General features: G+C 76.4%; 16 protein-coding genes and 2 riboswitches. Of the genes, 6 read left to right on the forward strand and 10 right to left on the reverse strand.

The window, feature by feature from the left end:
* Window positions 1-130 precede the first annotated feature (130 nt).
* Window positions 131-1018 (forward strand): hypothetical protein, encoded by an 888-nt coding sequence (locus tag E9549_RS10810; RefSeq protein ID WP_236826539.1) that lies wholly within the window; start codon window positions 131-133, stop codon window positions 1016-1018.
* Between the two features lie 11 nt (window positions 1019-1029).
* Here E9549_RS10810 and E9549_RS10815 read toward each other — a convergent pair whose 3' ends face one another.
* From E9549_RS10815 to thiM, 7 genes are all read right to left on the reverse strand, one after another.
* Window positions 1030-1644: a bifunctional 2-polyprenyl-6-hydroxyphenol methylase/3-demethylubiquinol 3-O-methyltransferase UbiG gene (locus E9549_RS10815; protein ID WP_236826540.1), complete on the reverse strand. Its 615-nt coding sequence runs from the start codon at window positions 1642-1644 to the stop codon at window positions 1030-1032.
* A 34-nt stretch (window positions 1645-1678) separates the two neighbouring features.
* Window positions 1679-3253 (reverse strand): FAD-binding oxidoreductase, encoded by a 1575-nt coding sequence (locus E9549_RS10820; RefSeq protein WP_236826541.1) that lies wholly within the window; start codon window positions 3251-3253, stop codon window positions 1679-1681.
* Entirely contained in the window at window positions 3250-4587 is a 1338-nt protein-coding gene (locus tag E9549_RS10825) for a DNA polymerase IV (RefSeq protein ID WP_236826542.1), read from the reverse strand. Before E9549_RS10825 ends, E9549_RS10820 begins: the two co-directional genes overlap by 4 nt.
* 48 nt (window positions 4588-4635) lie before the next feature.
* On the reverse strand, window positions 4636-5307 hold the full coding sequence (locus E9549_RS10830) for a TenA family protein (RefSeq protein ID WP_236826543.1): 672 nt from the start codon (window positions 5305-5307) through the stop codon (window positions 4636-4638).
* Window positions 5304-6116: a bifunctional hydroxymethylpyrimidine kinase/phosphomethylpyrimidine kinase gene (gene thiD / locus E9549_RS10835; protein ID WP_236826544.1), complete on the reverse strand. Its 813-nt coding sequence runs from the start codon at window positions 6114-6116 to the stop codon at window positions 5304-5306. Before thiD ends, E9549_RS10830 begins: the two co-directional genes overlap by 4 nt.
* A complete protein-coding gene (thiE, locus tag E9549_RS10840; protein ID WP_236826545.1) occupies window positions 6113-6775 on the reverse strand; it encodes a thiamine phosphate synthase in 663 nt (220 codons plus the stop codon). The genes thiD and thiE overlap by 4 nt, the downstream gene beginning before the upstream one ends.
* Window positions 6775-7581, reverse strand: a complete 807-nt coding sequence (gene thiM / locus E9549_RS10845) for a hydroxyethylthiazole kinase (RefSeq protein ID WP_236826546.1) — start codon at window positions 7579-7581, stop codon at window positions 6775-6777. Before thiM ends, thiE begins: the two co-directional genes overlap by 1 nt.
* Window positions 7575-7668: riboswitch (TPP riboswitch) on the reverse strand. Its footprint overlaps the gene before it by 7 nt.
* A 33-nt stretch (window positions 7669-7701) precedes the next feature.
* Window positions 7702-7804, forward strand: a riboswitch (TPP riboswitch).
* On the opposite strand from thiM, the gene E9549_RS10850 reads away from it, so the two are divergent.
* On the forward strand, window positions 7799-8812 hold the full coding sequence (locus E9549_RS10850; protein ID WP_236826547.1) for an alcohol dehydrogenase catalytic domain-containing protein: 1014 nt from the start codon (window positions 7799-7801) through the stop codon (window positions 8810-8812). Its footprint overlaps the riboswitch before it by 6 nt.
* A gap of 102 nt (window positions 8813-8914) precedes the next feature.
* A complete protein-coding gene (locus E9549_RS10855) occupies window positions 8915-9535 on the forward strand; it encodes a maleylpyruvate isomerase family mycothiol-dependent enzyme (RefSeq protein WP_236826548.1) in 621 nt (206 codons plus the stop codon).
* A gap of 6 nt (window positions 9536-9541) precedes the next feature.
* On the opposite strand, the gene E9549_RS10860 is transcribed toward E9549_RS10855, so the two are convergent.
* Window positions 9542-11296 carry a DEAD/DEAH box helicase gene (locus tag E9549_RS10860; protein ID WP_236826549.1) on the reverse strand — a complete coding sequence of 585 codons (1755 nt, stop codon included), beginning with the start codon at window positions 11294-11296 and terminating at the stop codon, window positions 9542-9544.
* 212 nt (window positions 11297-11508) lie between these two features.
* On the opposite strand from E9549_RS10860, the gene E9549_RS10865 reads away from it, so the two are divergent.
* From E9549_RS10865 to E9549_RS10875, 3 genes are read left to right on the forward strand one after another with little or no spacing between them, the layout of a single operon-like run.
* Window positions 11509-12939 carry a DUF3152 domain-containing protein gene (locus E9549_RS10865; protein ID WP_236826550.1) on the forward strand — a complete coding sequence of 477 codons (1431 nt, stop codon included), beginning with the start codon at window positions 11509-11511 and terminating at the stop codon, window positions 12937-12939.
* A gap of 42 nt (window positions 12940-12981) precedes the next feature.
* The gene (locus tag E9549_RS10870; protein WP_236826551.1) at window positions 12982-13821 is read left to right on the forward strand and encodes an alpha/beta fold hydrolase; all 840 of its coding nucleotides are present in this window, start codon (window positions 12982-12984) and stop codon (window positions 13819-13821) included.
* Complete coding sequence (locus E9549_RS10875) at window positions 13818-14153, forward strand: YnfA family protein (RefSeq protein WP_236826552.1); 336 nt, start codon at window positions 13818-13820, stop codon at window positions 14151-14153. The genes E9549_RS10870 and E9549_RS10875 overlap by 4 nt, the downstream gene beginning before the upstream one ends.
* A gap of 26 nt (window positions 14154-14179) precedes the next feature.
* Here the strand turns inward: E9549_RS10875 and E9549_RS10880 are convergent, their stop codons facing one another.
* Window positions 14180-15394 (reverse strand): HNH endonuclease signature motif containing protein, encoded by a 1215-nt coding sequence (locus tag E9549_RS10880; RefSeq protein WP_236826553.1) that lies wholly within the window; start codon window positions 15392-15394, stop codon window positions 14180-14182.
* Window positions 15395-15560: 166 nt separating this feature from the next.
* On the reverse strand, window positions 15561-16175 hold the full coding sequence (locus E9549_RS10885; protein ID WP_308113119.1) for a dienelactone hydrolase family protein: 615 nt from the start codon (window positions 16173-16175) through the stop codon (window positions 15561-15563).
* Window positions 16176-16179: the final 4 nt, after the last annotated feature.

Consider the following 16179-nt stretch of genomic DNA (forward strand, 5'->3'; position numbering starts at 1 on the left):
TGCGGTTTCACGGGAAACAGCCGTCCGCACCGCGTGCGGGGGCGACCCCGCGGTCGGTCCGCGGGCCGCGCGGTGGACCGCGAGGTCGGCTGCCGTCCCGCGAGGTCCGGATCTCCGGAAAGCTGGCGCGGTGACCGTCGACCTCGGCGCCGCCGCCGCCTTCCTCGCCACCGCCGGGCGGGTGCTCGACCGCCGTCGCTTCGAGCTGCTGTTCGCCGGCGGGTCGCCGGAGCCGGTGCTGGCCGCCGTCGACGGGTACCGCAACGCCGACGGCGGCTACGGGTGGGGGCTGGAGCCCGACCTGCGCTCGGCGACCAGCCAGCCGGGCGGCGCGCTGCACGCCCTGGAGGTGTTCGCCGACGTCGTCCCCGCGACCACGCCGCGTGCGGGCGAGCTCTGCGACTGGCTGGCGGCCGTGAGCCTGCCCGACGGCGGCCTGCCGTTCGCGCTGCCGGTGCCCGACCCGGCCGGGTGCGCGCCGTTCTGGGTGCGGGCGGACCCCACCCGATCCTCGCTGCAGATCACCGCCGTCGTCGCCGCGACGGCGCACCAGGTCGCCGCCGGGGACCCGACCGTGGCCGGGCACCCGTGGCTGGACCGGGCGACCGGGTACTGCCTGGATGCCGTCGGCCGGCTCGGCGGCGGCACGCACGCCATGGAGCTGGCCTTCGCGGTGCGGTTCCTCGACGCCGCGGCCGTGACCCGCCCGGAGGCCGGTGAGCTGGTCGATCGGCTGCGGCCGCACGTGCCGGCGGACGGGCTGCTGCACGTGGCCGGGGGTGCCCAGGACGAGCACATGCGCCCGCTGGACTTCGCCCCGCTGCCCGGTGGCCCGGCCCGGTCGCTGTTCGCCGCCGGGGTCGTCGACGCCGAGCTCGACCGGCTGGCCGCGGGCCAGCAGGACGACGGCGGGTGGACCGTCGACTTCGACAGCTGGTCCCCGGCCGCCGCCCTCGAGTGGCGCGGACACCGGACCGTGCAGGCGCTCCTCCTGCTGCGCGCCAACGGCCGCCTCTGACCGCCCGGCGTTCAGGCGGGTCGGAGGACCGCCACCAGGAACTCGGAATCAGGCGTGAACGGCCGGAGGTCCCAGGTCGAGAGCAGCAGGTCCGGCGCCCAGCCGGCCGCCCGCGCGTCGTCCAGGAACTCGTCGAAGGCGTAGCCGCGGCCGGCACCGAAGCCGATGGCCGCCCGGCCGTCCGCCGCGATGTGGGCGCGCAGCCGGCGCAGCACCGCGCCGCGGGTCGACGGCGCGAGGAACGCCATCACGTTGCCGGCGCTGACGATCGCGTCGAACGGCTCGTCGATGCCCTGCGCCGGGAGGTCCAGCTCGGCGAGGTCGCCGACCAGCCACCGCGGCCCGGGGTGGTCCTGCTCGGCCGCGGCGATCAGCACCGGGTCGACGTCGACACCCACCACCCGGTGGCCGACCTCGTGCAGGTGGGCACCCACCCGGCCCGGCCCGCAGCCGGCGTCCAGCACCCGGGAGCCGCGCGGCAGCATCGCGTCGACCAGCCGGGCCTCGCCCACCAGGTCCATCCCCTGCTCCGCCAGCGTGCGGAACCGCTGCACGTACGCCGCCGAGTGGGACGGGTCCTCCTGCGTCATGCGGGTCCAGGCGCTGGGTTCGGGGCGTTCGGCCATGCAGCCGTTCTACAGGGCGGCCCGCCCGGTGCGCTCAACGACCGGAGGGCAGCTCGTCGAGCAGGACGCCGGGGTTGAGCACGCCGGCCGGGTCGAGGGCCGACTTCGCCGCCCGCAGTGCCAGCGCGAACGGCTCCGGGCGCTGCCGGTCGTACCCGGGGCGGTGGTCGCGGCCGACCGCGTGGTGGTGGGTGATCGTCGCGCCCAGGCGGCCCAGCACCTCCGAGGCCGCCGTCTTCACCTCGTCCCACATCGCCACCTCCGCGCCGGGCCGCCCGGCGGCGAGGACGGTGAAGTAGGGCGCGGCGCCGTCGGGGTAGACGTGGGTGAGCCGGCAGTTGAGCAGGCCGGGTGCGCCGGTGACCTGCTCGACGGCGGCCCCCACCTCGGCGCGCACCGTCGCGTGGAGCTCCTCGAGCCGGTCCCAGGTGCAGGCGGTCTCGAAGGTCTCCACGAGCGCGCTCATCCGGGCGAGCCCGTCGCGGACGTAGGGCATGCGCAGGAAGCTGCTGCGCCAGGCGCCCGCGGCCGCGTCTCCCCCGCCCGCCGGGTCGGCGACGCGTCCCCCGTGCGCCCGCGCCAGCTCGGTCAGCTCGTCCAGGCGGCCCGCCACGGGGTGCACGGCGGACTCCACGCCCAGCACGAGGACCCACTCCCCCGACGATGCGCCGGCCAGCGCGGCCTCGCCCGGGTCGAGCAGCCGGCAGTTCGCCGGGTGCAGGCCGGCCTGCGCGATGGCCCGGACGGCGGCGAACGCGGCGGCGCCGTCGGGGAACGTGGCCGACGCCGAGGCCTTGAACCGTGGCCGGTCCTGGAGCCGCATCCACGCCTCCGTGATCACCCCGAGCGTGCCCTCCGAGCCGAGGAAGAGCCGGTCGGGCGAGGGGCCGGCGCCCGATCCGGGCAGCCGCCACGACTCGCTGACGCCCACCGGCGTGACCACCCGCAGCGACTCGACGAGGTCGTCGACGTGGGTGTGCAGGGTCGCGTAGTGGCCGCCGGCCCGGGTGGCCAGCCAGCCGCCCAGGGTGGAGAACTCGAAGCTCTGCGGGAAGTGCCGCAGGGTCAGCCCGTGCGGGCGCAGCTGCGCCTCGAGCACCGGGCCCAGCGCGCCGCCCTGGATCCGGGCGGCCCGGCTCACCGGGTCGACCTCCAGGACGCGCTCCAGCCCGGTGAGCTCCAGCGCCAGCCACGGCCGGTCGCCGCGGTACTCCACCCCGCCGACCACCGAGCTGCCGCCGCCCACGGGCACGACGACGAGGTCCGAGGCGGCGGCCCAGTCGAGGAGGTCGACGACCTCGGTCTCGGTGGCGGGCCGGGCGACGGCGTCCGGGGCGCCCGCGAGGTCCCCCGACAGGGCCCGGACGACGTCCCGGTAGGCCTTGCCGAACGCGCGGGCGGCGCGCGCTCCCGGGTCGGTGGTCACCGGCAGGGCCGGTGGCGGGCTGATCCGCGTCGGCGGGAGCTCGAGGTCCCGGACGTCGGGGACCGGCCGCGGGCGCGCGGGCAGCCCGGGGAGCAGCCCGGCGAGCGCGGCGCACTCGTCGTCGGGCAGCGCCTGGTCGGTCGTCCCCCAGCCCCACCAGGAGCGCGTCGCCGTCGTCGTCATGCAGGGGGCCTCCAGTCGGGTGGGTCGGCGGGCTGCAGCGCCGGGTCGTCGGCGGCCAGCGTGCGCACCGGGCCGGGCGGCGTCAACGGGCCCTCGAAGCGCACGGTCACCCGGCCGAGCCCCCGTCCCCACACCCAGCCGGCCCCGTGCTCGTCGTGCCGCACGTCCTGCCCCGGCCACCAGCGCTTCTCCACCGGCAGCGGCGGCTCGTCGGCTGCCTCCTGCTCGGGCGCGACGGCCTCGTCCGGCTCGTCCTCGTCCGTGGTGAAGAGGTCACCCTGCGCGTAGAGCGACAGCCCCGAGACGCCGACCCCGAGCAGGCGCAGCCCCCCGCCCGTACCGGCCTCGGCGAGCAACCGGCGGGCCGTGGTCGCGATGACCCGGGGGTCGTCCGTCGGCTGCGGCAGCGTCTGGGAGCGGGTGATCGTCGTGAAGTCGTAGCGGCGCAGCTTCAGCGTGACCGTGCGCCCGGAGTAGGCGGCGGCGCGCAGCCGGCTCCCCACCCTGGCCGCCATCGAGTCGATCTCCCGGTTCAGCACGGCGACGTCGGTGAGGTCCCGCTCGAAGGTCTCCTCGTGCGACACGGATTTCACCTCGCGGTCGGGGACGACGGCGCGGTCGTCCTCGGCGCGGGCCAGGGCGTGCAGCCCGGCGCCGTGCGCCCGGCCGGCCAGCGCGATCAGGTCGGGTAGCGACTTGGCGGCGAGGTCCCCGACCGTCCGCACGCCGACCTGGTGCAGCCGCTCCGCCGTCGCCGGCCCGACCCCGCCGAGCCGGGTGACCGGCAGCGGGTGCAGGAGGTCGAGCTCGCCACCCGGGGCGACGACGACGAGGCCGTCCGGCTTCTGCAGGTCGGAGCCGATCTTGGCCATGAGCTTCGAGCTGCCGATGCCCACCGAGCCGGTGACCCCTCCGGTGGCGCGCGCGATCCGCTCCTTGAGACCGGCGGCCAGTTCCGTCACACCGGAAACCGAGAGGTCGTGCCCGGCCCCGGCGGCGAGGTCGACGTAGGCCTCGTCGATGGACACGGGCTCCACGAGCGGCGACAGCTCGCGCAGCAGGTCCATGACGACGTCGGAGGTGCGCCGGTAGGCCGCGAACCGGCCACCGAGGAACGCCGTCCCCGCTGGGCAGCGCCGCCGGGCCTCCGCGGTCGACATCGCCGACCGCGCCCCGTAGGCCCGCGCCTCGTAGGACGCGGTGGCGACGACACCCCGGCCACCCACGCCGCCGACGACGACCGGCCGGCCGCGCAGCGAGGGCTTGTCCCGCTGCTCGACCGCGGCGAAGAAGGCGTCGAGGTCCAGGTGCAGGATGCTCGCCTCCCGCCTCATGCCACCGATGATCGCCCGGACCGTGGGCCCGGCGGGAACCGCCCCCGCTCAGACCAGGACGGCCCAGCCCTCCCGGGCGTGGGCGGCGCGCCAGAACTCGAGCTCGTACCGGGTGGCGACGGCGAACGCGGTCAGCATGGCCGGCTCCTGGCCGGGAGCGGAGCGTGCCGCGGCGTCGGCCAGCCGCCGGGCGGTGACCGTGGCCTCCTGGAACGGGGCGGCGTCGTAGGTGGCGACCCACCGTCGGTAGGGGTGGTCAGGTGCCGCCCGCGCCACCGGGGCCAGGCGGGCGCCGACGTCGGCGTACACCCAGTAGCAGGGCAGGACGGCCGCGGCGGCGACCGGGTACGGCGCGGTCGCCGCCGTCGCCACCAGGTAGGAGGTGTACGCGAGGCAGGTCGGCGACGCGACCGGCGCACCGTCCGGCTCCCCGAGCAGGTCGGTGCCGAGCAGGTCGGCGTGCAGCTCGGTCTCCACCGCCCCGCAGGTCTGCGCCGAACCGGCCCAGAAGGCCGCGGCCTGCGCGTCGGGCGCGCGGGCCGCCAGCAGCGCCAGCGCGCGGGCGTAGCTGCCCAGGTAGACCGCGTCCTGCTCCAGGTAGTGGCGGAAGACCTCCGGGGCGAGGGTGCCGTCGGCCAGCTCGGCGAGGAAGGGCAGCTCGTCGATCGCCCGGCGGAGGTCAGCCGTCGCCGCCCAGGCGCGCTCGCTGAAGCCGGTCACGCCGGCCAGATCCCGGCGAAGTGGTGCACCGGGCCGTGGCCGGCGCCGATCCGCAGCGCGGCGCCCCCGGCCAGCGCCCGCTGCAGGTAGTCGCGGGCCGGTTCCACCAGGACCACCCAGTCCGGGGGCTCGCCGGCGCGGGCGGCGAGCGCGGCCAGCGCCGAGGAGAGCGTGCACCCGGTGCCGTGGGTCGCCGTCGTGTCGATGCGCGGCCGCCGGGTCTCCGTGGTGCCGGCGGCGCTGGCGAGGACGTCGACGCTCTCCGGGCCGCCCAGGTGACCACCCTTGATGAGCACCGCGCGCGGCCCCAGGGCCAGCAGCGCCCGCGCCTGCTCGTGCAGCTCGTCGACGTCGCGCGCCGGCTCGGTGTCCAGCAACGCGGCGGCCTCCGGCACGTTGGGGGTGATCAGGTCGGCCAGCGGCAGCAGCTCGGTGCGGACCGCGGCCACCGCGTCGTCGTCGATCAGCCGGTGGCCGCTGGTCGCCACCATCACCGGGTCGCAGACGACCGGGCCGGGGAGCCGCTCGGCCAGCACCGCGGCCACCGCGCGCACCACGTCGGCGCTGCCCAGCATCCCGAGCTTGGTGGCGTGCACCTCGACGTCGTCGAGCAGGGTGTGCAGCTGCCGGGTGACGAACTCCGCCGGTACCGGGTGCACGCCGTCGACACCGCGGGTGCTCTGCGCGGTGAGGGCGGTGAGCACCGCCGTCCCGTACGCGCCGAGGGCGCTGAACGTCTTCAGGTCCGCCTGGATGCCGGCGCCGCCGCTGGGGTCGCTGCCGGCCACGGAGAGCGCGGTCGGCGTCATCGCGCGCCCACCGGGGCGAGCTGGGCGCGCAGCGCCGCCGCCGCGGCCCGCGGATCGGGTGCCGCGCAGATCGCCGAGACCACGCAGACGCCCTGCACGCCCGTGGCCGCCGCCGCGGCCGCCCGGGTCGCGTCGATGCCGCCGATCGCCACGGTGGTCAGCCCCGCGGCCCGTGCGGTGGCGGCCAGCTCCCGGACGGTGGCCAGGCCCAGCCCCGGACCGGCCTCGGGTTTGGTCGGCGTCGCCCACACCGGGCTGAGGCCGACGAGGTCGACGGTGCCCGCCGGCAGGCGGAGCGCGGCGGCGAGGTCCTCGGTGCTCTCCACGGAGAGGCCGACCAGCCGATCGGGCCCGAGCGCCGCCCGCACCTCGGTCACCGGCAGGTCCTCCTGGCCGACGTGCACACCCGAGGCGCCGGCGAGCAGGGCGACGTCGAGGGCGTCGTTCACCACCACCGCCACGTCCGGCCGGTCGGCGAGCGCGGCCTGCACCGAGCGGGTCAGCGACAGCAGCTCTCGGCGGGGGGCGTCCTTGTCGCGCACCTGGACGGCGGTGACGCCACCGGCGACCGCGGCGCGGACGACGTCGGCCACCGGTCGCGGCCGGCACAGCTGCGTGTCGGTGACCAGGTAGAGGGTCGGGTCGAACGCCGGGCGCATCAGGCGCTCCGCACGTCCGCGCGCGCCAGGTCCTCGGGGCCGACGGCGTCGAGCGCGTCCAGCCAGGCCGCCGCGAAGGTGCCCGGCCCGGCGGCGCCCGCCGCGGCCCGCTCGGCGGCGAGGGCGACGTGCGCGTGCGCGGCCACGGCACCGGTGAAGGGGTCGCCGGTCGCGGCGACGTAGGCGGCGACCAGCGCCCCGAGCGCGCACCCGGCGCCGGTGGTGCGGGTCAGCAGCGGTGAGCCCCCGCCCACCCGGATGGTGCGTGCGCCGTCGGTGATCAGGTCCACCTCGCCGCTGACCGCGACCACGCCGCCCGCCCGCCCGGCGAGCCCTGCGGCGGCGGAGGCGGCGTCCTCGGCGCCCGCGGTGCTGTCCACGCCGCGCCCGCCGGAGCCCGCCCCGGCCAGCGCCATGACCTCCGAGGGGTTGCCCCGGACGACGGCGGGGCCGAGCGCCACCAGCTCGGCCGCCAGCGCCGTCCGGTAGCCGAGGCCGCCGACGGCGACCGGGTCGAGCACCCACGGGGTGCCCGCCGCCCCGGCCGACCGGGCGGCCAGCCGCATCGCCTCGGCGGTGCGCGCGTTGACGGTGCCGACGTTGACCAGGACGGCGGAGGCGACGGCGGCGAAGTCCCCCGCCTCCTCGGGCGCGTCGACCATCGCCGGGGCCGCGCCGACCGCGAGCAGGGCGTTGGCGGTGAGCGTCTGCACCACCGTGTTGGTCAGGCAGTGCACCAGCGGCGCGGTCCCGCTCAGCGCCGCTCGGGCAGCGCGCAGGTCGACGACTTCCACAGCATCGGACATGCCGGTGACATCCCTTCGCCAGTGCGAACTGGAGCAGGTTCGGCGGGTGTGATCTCAGTCCCGGGCGGGACACCCCGTGCCACGTACGGGGCCGAACCTAGCAGGAGGTAGCGTCCCCGGCCGTACCGCGGGAGCCCGCCGGAGCGGGCTGAGAGGGCGGCAGCGGCCGCCGACCGTTCGAACCTGTCCGGGTCATACCGGCGTAGGGAGGCTGTCGATGCGTGCCGTGCGTTTCCACGAGGTGGGCCGTCCACCGCGGGTCGAGGAGCTCGACCCGCTGCGGCCCGGGCCCGGCGAGGTCCTGATCGACGTCGCGGCCGCCGGTGTCTGCGGGACCGAGCTGCACTTCCTCGACGGGCTGCTGACCCCGGCGCGGACGCCGATCACCCTGGGCCACGAGGTGGCGGGCGTCGTCGCAGAGGTGGGCGAGGGCGTCTCCGACGTCGCCGCGGGAGGCCGCGTCGCGGTGCACTACCTGCACGCCTGTGGCCGGTGCCGGTGGTGCCGCAGCGGCGACGACCACCTCTGCGACGCACCCCTGGGGTTCCTCGCCTTCGCGACCGACGGCGGCTTCGCCGAGCAGGTCGTGGTGCCGGCGTCGGCCGTGGTGCCCGTCCCGCCGGAGGTCGACCTCTCGACGGCAGCGGTGCTGTGCTGCAGCGCGACCACCGCGCTGCACGCCGTCGAGGTCGCCGGCGTGCGGCCCGGTGACACCGCCGTCGTCTACGGCGTCGGGGGTGTGGGCCTGGCGCTCGTCCAGGTGCTGCGCGAGAGAGGTGCCCGGCCGATCGCCGTCGCCCGCAACGCAGACCGCCTCGCGCTGGCCCGCGAGCTGGGCGCCGAGGTGACCGTCGACGCGGGCGTCGAGGACGTGGTCGCGGCTGTCCGCGCCGCCACCGGAGGTGCGGGGGCCGACGTCGTCGTCGAGCTGGTGGGCACCCGCGAGACCAGCGCGAACGCGCTCGCATCGCTCGGGAAGCAGGGGAGGCTCGTCTACGTCGGCTACAGCTTCGACCGGATCGGGCTCGACCCGCTGTCCCTCGTCGTCCCCGAGCAGCGGATCCTCACCTCCGTCGGCAACCGGCGCTCCGAGCTGGTGGCGGCCCTCGACCTGGCCGCACGGGGCCGGCTCCGCACCACCGTCACGGAACACCCGCTCGCGGACGCTCCTCGGGTGCTGGAGGACCTGCGGGCCGGCCGCGTCGTGGGCCGGGCGGTGCTCGTGCCGTGACGGGCGGCGACCGGGAGCGATGAGTTCCCGCGCCCCCCGCGGTCGTGTGCACGAGGGCCGGTCGTCCCCGGAGCGGCGACCGGCCGATGAGAGGGGATGCGGATGACCGGGAACGGGGACGGCGCGGGCGGTCGCGACGTCGAGCGGTGGGTGGCGACGACCTACGGCGGCCTCGCCGACCTGCTGGCCGCCGACCCGGGCGCCTGGGACGGACCGTCGCTCTGCGCGGGCTGGCGGGTCCGGCACGTGGTGGCGCACGTGACCATGCCGGTGCGGCTGACGCCGGAGCGGTTCGGCGCGGAGATGGCCGCCGCGGGTGGCGACTTCGGCCGTCTCTCCGACACGGTGGCGGCCCGGGACGCCGCCCTCCCGGCCGCCGAGCTCCTGGCCGCGCTGCGCTCCCCGGTCCTGCACCGGTGGCAGCCGCCGGGCGGGGGCGCCCCGGGGGCGCTGACGCACGCCGTCGTCCACTCGCTCGACGTGACGCTGGCCCTCGACCGGCCGCCGGTCGCGCCGGCCGGCGCGGCGCTCGCCGTCCTCGACCAGCTCGCCGCCGCGGACGGCTCGCTCTTCGGCGTCGACCTGTCCGGTGCGCGGTTCGAGGCGACCGATGCGGCGCGGGCCTGGGGCGACGGCGCGGTCGTCCGGGCAGGCACCGGCCGGCTCGTCGCGCTGCTGGCCGGGCGCACGCTGCCGGACGGCCAGGCCCTCCGCCGTCGCTGACCCCGCTCAGCCCTCGGTCAGGGCGGCGGTGGGGAGCCAGTCGGCGTCGAGGAGTTCGGCGATCTCCTGCAGCGAGGAGGTGTCCGCCCCGGCCGTGGAGCCGCTGACCGCCAGCCGCTCCACCATCACCCGCGCGACCTGCTCCTCCACCGTGTCGGCCGCGAACGCCACCCGCCACGGCGAGGAGCGACCGTCGCGATGGGTCCGCCCGGTGACCTGCCGCGCCTGGATGCCGGAGAAGCGCGGCTGGTGGAACAGCCCCACCCGCGGCACCTCAGATGCCGTGGACCCGCCGGGCAGCAGCTCACCGGCGTGCAGGCTGATCGAGGCGGTGACGGTGAAGACGCAGACCGCGGCCTCCCCGCGCTGGAACCGCAGCCGCTCGGCCTCGACGTCGAACCGGTCGCGGCCGTAGATGGACGCCACCGGGATGCCGGCGTCGAGCAGCGCCTCGCGGATCGGGTCGGCCGCCGTCTCCACGAACTCGACCGACACCGCCACCTGGCGCTCGGCCTCCACCTGCGCCTTGACCCAGTCGACGGTGGCCTGGACGCGGATGAGCCCGGCCTTCTGGCGGAACCGCAGCAGCGCCGCCCGGCCGCGGGCGGTCTGCCGGCCGCGGCGGGCCAGTTGCATCTCGGCGCGGAACTCCGACCACTCGGCCTCGTACTGCGCCCGCTCGGCCGGGGTGAGCAGCACCGGGGTCCCGGTCACCGAGACCGGCCCCCAGGGGGCCGGGCGGTGCAGCGTGGCGGGCGGGTCGGCGTCGGCGAGCCAGGACTGCAGGCGGGCCAGGTCCGCGCGGCGCTGGTCGGCGTCCTCGGTCCACTGCCAGCCGTAGCGGCCACGTTCCACGTGGAACGTGTGCCGCTCGAGCGCCTTCGGGAGGTCGGCCCACTCCTTGATCGGCTCCCCGTGCCGGGCGGCGAACTCGGGCGCGAGGTAGGGGAGTTCCAGCGGCGTGTGCGCCGGGGTCGCGGTCGCGGCGAGCACGTAGGGGGTCTCCTTGACGCGGGCGGCGCCGGAGACGGCCTTCCAGTGCTTCCACCGCTGCGTCGTCGTGTGCCGCACCATGTGCGCCTCGTCGGCGACGACGACGTCGAACCGCAGCTTCGCCACCTTGCCCAGCCGGTCCCACGTGGTGACGCACCAGCGCAGGCCGCCGTCGCCGAAGCCGGCGATCGAGCGCGCCCAGTGCGGGATGGTGATCGCGGCCGGCCGGTCGGCGATGACCAGCACGGTGCGCACCGGCCGCTGCGCGGCGATCTCGTGCACCGCGAGGATCGCCGTCCCGGTCTTGCCGACGCCGGGGTCGTCGCCGAGAAGGAAGACGCGGCCGCCCGCGGCGGCGTGCGCGGCGACCACCGCGGCGCCCGCCTCCTGCTGGGGGCGCGGCGCGAGCGCGGGGCTCACCGGCAGCGGGCGCGGCTCCTCGTTGAGCTCGTCCTCGAGGAAGCGCTCCAGGCTGTAGGCGGGCGGGTCGTAGGCCGTGAGCTCGGGCGGCAGCGCCGCCCCCACCCACACGTGCGCCTGCAGCCCCGGGTGCCAGACGGCACCCGGCGCGGGGGCGCGGAAGGGCACGGCCAGCACCCACACCCGCTCCCCGGGGCCGGCGGTGGGCAGCTCCGGGGCGGCCTTCCGCGCTGCCGGCTTCCGCGCGGTCGCCTTCCGCGGGCTCGCCTTCCGCGTCGTCGCCGTCGCCGTCGTCCGTCGGGTGCGCGTGCTGCTGCTCGCGCTCCGGCGCCGTCCTGGCATCTGCATCCCCCCGTCGATCCCCCGGCACGGTAGAGGCCGGGGACGACGGCCCCGGGCAGGTGGCGGGCGCGCCGCCGGCCGATCGTCACGAGATCGACATGCCACCGGGCGGCCCCGGTGCGGTAGACCGGTCAGCGACAGCAGCCGGTGCGCTCGGCCCCGCCGTCCACCGGCCCGGACCTGACGCGCGGGCAGCGCTGCCCGCGCCGGAGGACCCCATGACCAGAACCCTGCGCCTCCTCCTCGCCGCCCTCGTCGCCGTGGCGGCGGTCGTCCTGCAGCCTGCGGGCGCCTCCGCCGCCGAGCGGACGGTGACCTACACGGTCTCCACGCAAGGGGCGGTCGCCGGCGACCTCGGCTACTTCACCGACGTCGCGCGGGACGCCCTCACCGATCCCCGCGGGTGGAGCCTCGGCGGCACCCTGGCGTTCGAGCAGGTGGACTTGGGGAGCGACTTCGACCTGATCCTGGCGTCGCCGACGGTGGTCGGGAACGCGGCACCCGGCTGCAGCGCCCAGTGGAGCTGCCGGGTCGGGCGCTCGGTCTACATCAACGACGACCGCTGGCGGTTCGGCACGGACGCCTGGCCGCACAGCCTGGAGCTGTACCAGCGCTACGTGATCCTGCACGAGGTCGGGCACTGGATCGGCATCCCGCACACCGACTGCCCGACCGCCGGACGCACCGCCTGGGTCATGCAGCAGCAGTCGATCTCCCTGCAGGGCTGCCGGGCCAACGTGTGGCCGGTCATCGCCGAGCGGGAGGACGCGGGGTCGCGCATGGGGGTCTCGGTCACCTGGTCGGGGGTCGAGGCCCGGTACCGCGAGCTGGGGCAGGGCGGCAGCCTGCTGGGGCTGCCGGTGACCTGGGAGCACGTGGCTCCCGACCAGGTGGGCCGGTACCAGCACTACAGCCGCCCCGACGGCGGGTCGATCTACTGGACGCCGTCCACCGGGGCGCACGAGATCTACGGCCAGATCTGGCAGCGCTGGGCCCAGCTGGGCTGGGAGCAGGGGCCGCTCGGCTACCCGGTGACCGGTGAGCTCGGGACGCCGGACGGGCACGGGCGGTACAACCACTTCTCCCGGCCCGGCGGTGCCTCGATCTACTCGACCCTGGCGACCGGCACGCACGAGATCTACGGGGCGATCCGGGCGCGCTGGGCCGAGATGGGCTGGGAGCGGGGGCCGCTGGGCTACCCGGTGACCGGTGAGCTGGGCACCCCGGACGGCGAGGGGCGGTTCAACCACTTCTCCCGGCCGGGCGGCGGCTCGATCTACTGGACCGAGGACACCGGCGCCCACGACATCTACGGGGCCATCCGGGCGCGGTGGGCCGAGATGGGCTGGGAGCGGAGCCTGCTGGGTTACCCGGTGACCGGTGAGCTGGGCACCCCGGACGGGCGTGGCCGCTTCAACCACTTCTCCCGGCCGGGCGGTGCCTCGATCTACTGGACCGCCGAGACCGGGGCGCACGAGCTCTACGACGACATCCGCACGCGCTGGGCCGAGTCGGGCTGGGAACGGGGGCCGCTGGGCTACCCGAGGAGCGGGATCTACTCGGTGGAGGGCGGCAGCCGGGCCGACTTCGAGAACGGGTACATCACGCTGGACGGCGACACCGGCGAGACCGAGGTCGTGCTGGACTGACGCGGGGCCGCGCGGCCCCGCGACCTCTGGTGGAATCGCCCGGTGACGGAGAACGCCGAGGATGCCCTGCACGCCCGGACGCTGGGTGAGGCCGGCCCGCCCGTGGTCTTCGTGCACGGCCTGTTCGGTCAGGGGAAGAACTGGACGACGATTGCGAAGGGCCTGGCCGACGACCACCGCGTGACGCTGCTGGACCTGCCCAACCACGGCCATTCCCCGTGGACCGACCGGGTCGACTACGTGGACATGGCCGAACTGGTCGCCGCGGAGCTCGAGTCCTTCGGCGAGCCGGCCACGCTGGTCGGCCACTCCATGGGCGGCAAGGTCGCGATGCAGCTCGCGCTGCGCCGCCCCGAGCTGCTGCGGGCGCTCGTCGTCGTCGACATCGCCCCTGTCGAGTACCCGCTGACGGGTGGCCGCACGCAGGACCCCGACGAGGAGGCCTCCCCGTTCGCCGCCTTCATCGCCGCGATGCGGGCGATCGACCTGGAGGCGCTGGAGTCCCGGTCCGACGCCGACGCCGCCCTGCGCGCCGCCGTCCCCAGCCGGATGGTGCGCAGCTTCCTGCTGCAGAGCCTCAGCCGCCAGGAGGAGGGCGACGGTTGGCACTGGCGGCTGAACCTCGAGCTCCTCGAGCGGGACCTCGGCGAGCTGCGCGGCTTCCCCGAGCCCCCGCCGGGCGCGACCTTCGACGGGCCGGTGCTGTGGATCGCCGGCGCCGACTCCCACTACGTGCTCCCCGAGGACCGGCCGCACATGGATGCGCTGTTCCCCGCGACGCGGCTGGTGAAGGTGAAGAACGCGGGGCACTGGGTGCACTCCGAGCAGCCCGAGGTCTTCCTGGAGACGCTGCGGCGTTTCCTCGACGCGGTGGAGCGGTGAGCGTCACCCGCTCGCTGTTCCTCTTCGCCCTGGCGGCGCTGGCCGAGATCGGGGGCGCCTGGCTGGTCTGGCAGGGGGTCCGCGAGCACCGCGGCTGGGCGTGGATCGGCGCCGGGGTGGTCGCGCTGGGCCTGTACGGCTTCGTGGCCACGCTGCAGCCCGATGCGAACTTCGGCCGGATCCTCGCCGCGTACGGCGGCGTCTTCGTCGCGGGGTCGCTGGCCTGGGGCATGGTCGTCGACGGGTTCCGGCCCGACCGGTACGACGTCGCCGGCGCGCTGATCTGCCTCGTCGGCGTCGCGGTGATCATGTACGCCCCGCGCGGCGCGTAGCGGACGGCGGCGGCGCCGCCGGTGGATCAGGGGCCGGCGCGGCTGCGGATCCCGGTCCCGTCGGGCCGGTAGGTGCGCCACCGGCCGGTGCCGGGGTCCCGGGCGATGGTGAAGCCGCCTTCGTGGCAGCTGGTGTGGTGCCGTTCGCAGAGCAGTGCGCCGTTGTCGCAGCTGGTCGGCCCGCCGTGCGCCCAGTGCACCACGTGGTGGACGTCGCACCACTCCGGCGGGGCGTCGCACCCGGCGAAGGCGCAGTGCGCGTCGCGGACCTCGATGGCCCGGCGGATCGCCGCCGACGTGGTGCGCTGCGCCCGGCCGACGTCCAGCGGCAGCCCGTCGGGGCCGGTGATGACGCGGGCGACGCCGGCGTCGCAGGCCAGCCGGCGGGCGGTCTCGGGGTTGATCGGGCCGGCCCAGCCCAGCGAGCCGCCGGAGAAACCGGGGGCGCCGCGGGCGGCGCAGAGGGCGAACCAGTCGATCGTGACGCGCACGTTCGGCCGCTCCCCGCGCACGGCCGGCAGCGATCCGCCGTCCAGCGCCCCGCGGGCCAGCGCCACCAGCGCGTCGGCCTGCCGCTCGGCGTGCGAGCGGGTGTCGCCGGCTGGGCGGTCGCCGTTCATCAGCGGGGCCAGGGCGGTGTGCACGTACTCCCCGCCCACGGCATCCAGCTCACCGCGCAGGTGCACCCGCCCGTCGAGCCCGGGTGCCGGGGTGGACCGGCGGCGCACGTCGGCCGCGTCGTCCAGGGTGCCGTCGGGGTCCACCCCGGCGACCCACTCCTTCACCCCGCGGGCGGTGTCGTGCGGGGCGGTGGCCCGGGCCAGGTCGGCCAGGATGCCGTCGGTCTCACCGAGGTCGATGCCCAGTTCGGCGGCCTTGGCGATCGGGCCGGGCGTCATGGCCTTCGTGATGACCCGGGCGTGCGCTGCGCTGATCGCCCCGGCGGCGAACGCCGCCGCGGTCTCCGGGAACTGCTCAAGCCGACGCCCGGTGGACACCGTCGCGGAGGCCAGCTCCGGCGCCATCCGGCAGGAGCCGCGCAGCCGCGCCTGCATGGACACCGCCCCGTCGCGGCGGTAGGCCTTCCGCCGATCGGCGGCCCGCACCGCGGTGGTCAGCGCCGCGGTGACCCGGTTGACCGTGGTGCTCAGCTCACCGACGAGGTCCAGCAGGAGGTCATCCGACAGCTCGCCCAGATCGACCGCGGCCAGCTCGTCGAGGGCCGACCGCAGCTCGGACACGTGCGCTCCCTCCCGCGAGGACCTCGACCGACACCCCGACAGCAGGGGTGGGGTACGACAGAAACCGCAGGTCGGGACGGCGATCGCGACGTCGGCGGACCGCGGCCGCGACGCCGGCCACTGCGGCCGGCGTCGGGACGGGGCGAGCCCGGGACCTCTGGCGCGGTCAGCCGGTGAGGTCGTGGACGAAGGTCAGCGCCCGCTGCCAGAGCAGTTCGGTGGCACCTGGGTCGTACTCGGTGGGCAGGCTCGGGTCGGTGAAGAGGTGGCCGGTCCCCGCATAGTCGAACGTCTCGACCCGACCGCCGCGACGGGTGGCGTCCGCCGCCACGGCGTCGATCCACTCCTGACGACGGAAGGGGTCGTCCAGGCTGTAGTGGATCTGCACGGGTAGGTCCGTCGGCCAGTCCGCGACGCCCAGCAGCTCCAGCGGCAGCGCGCCGGAGAGCAGCAGCAGCCCGGCACAGCGGCGGCGGGTGGCGACGTACTCGGCCATACCGGCGCCGTTGGAGAACCCGGCCGCGACGAAGCCGTCGGGCAGGTCCGAGACGCCGTCCAGCGCGGCCTGCATGAGGGCAGGGAAGCCGACCTGTTCCGTGTAGGCGATGCCCTTCTCGTAGTCGTCGAAGACCAGCCCGTCGTACTGGTCGACCACCGAGACCTGGTGGCCGGCTGCGCGGAGGCGGTCGGCGGCCTCGCTGATCCCGGCGCGGACGCCGAGGGCTGAGTGGAACAGGGCGATCGTCGTCATGGCAGAACTGTGCGGCTCTCCCGGTGACACCGTC

The sequence above is a fragment of the Blastococcus sp. MG754426 genome, from assembly GCF_021699055.1.
In the GTDB taxonomy this organism is placed as follows: Bacteria; Actinomycetota; Actinomycetes; order Mycobacteriales; family Geodermatophilaceae; genus Blastococcus.

Excerpts from the sequence above, each read along its gene's own strand:
- E9549_RS10815 (WP_236826540.1), bottom strand. The coding sequence starts at position 1,644 with ATGGCCGAACGCCCCGAACCCAGCGCCTGGACCCGCATGACGCAGGAG.
- E9549_RS10820 (WP_236826541.1), bottom strand. The coding sequence starts at position 3,253 with ATGACGACGACGGCGACGCGCTCCTGGTGGGGCTGGGGGACGACCGAC.
- E9549_RS10825 (WP_236826542.1), bottom strand. The coding sequence starts at position 4,587 with ATGAGGCGGGAGGCGAGCATCCTGCACCTGGACCTCGACGCCTTCTTC.
- thiD (WP_236826544.1), bottom strand. The coding sequence starts at position 6,116 with ATGACGCCGACCGCGCTCTCCGTGGCCGGCAGCGACCCCAGCGGCGGC.
- thiE (WP_236826545.1), bottom strand. The coding sequence starts at position 6,775 with ATGCGCCCGGCGTTCGACCCGACCCTCTACCTGGTCACCGACACGCAG.
- thiM (WP_236826546.1), bottom strand. The coding sequence starts at position 7,581 with ATGTCCGATGCTGTGGAAGTCGTCGACCTGCGCGCTGCCCGAGCGGCG.
- E9549_RS10850 (WP_236826547.1), top strand. The coding sequence starts at position 7,799 with ATGCGTGCCGTGCGTTTCCACGAGGTGGGCCGTCCACCGCGGGTCGAG.
- E9549_RS10855 (WP_236826548.1), top strand. The coding sequence starts at position 8,915 with ATGACCGGGAACGGGGACGGCGCGGGCGGTCGCGACGTCGAGCGGTGG.
- E9549_RS10860 (WP_236826549.1), bottom strand. The coding sequence starts at position 11,296 with ATGCAGATGCCAGGACGGCGCCGGAGCGCGAGCAGCAGCACGCGCACC.
- E9549_RS10865 (WP_236826550.1), top strand. The coding sequence starts at position 11,509 with ATGACCAGAACCCTGCGCCTCCTCCTCGCCGCCCTCGTCGCCGTGGCG.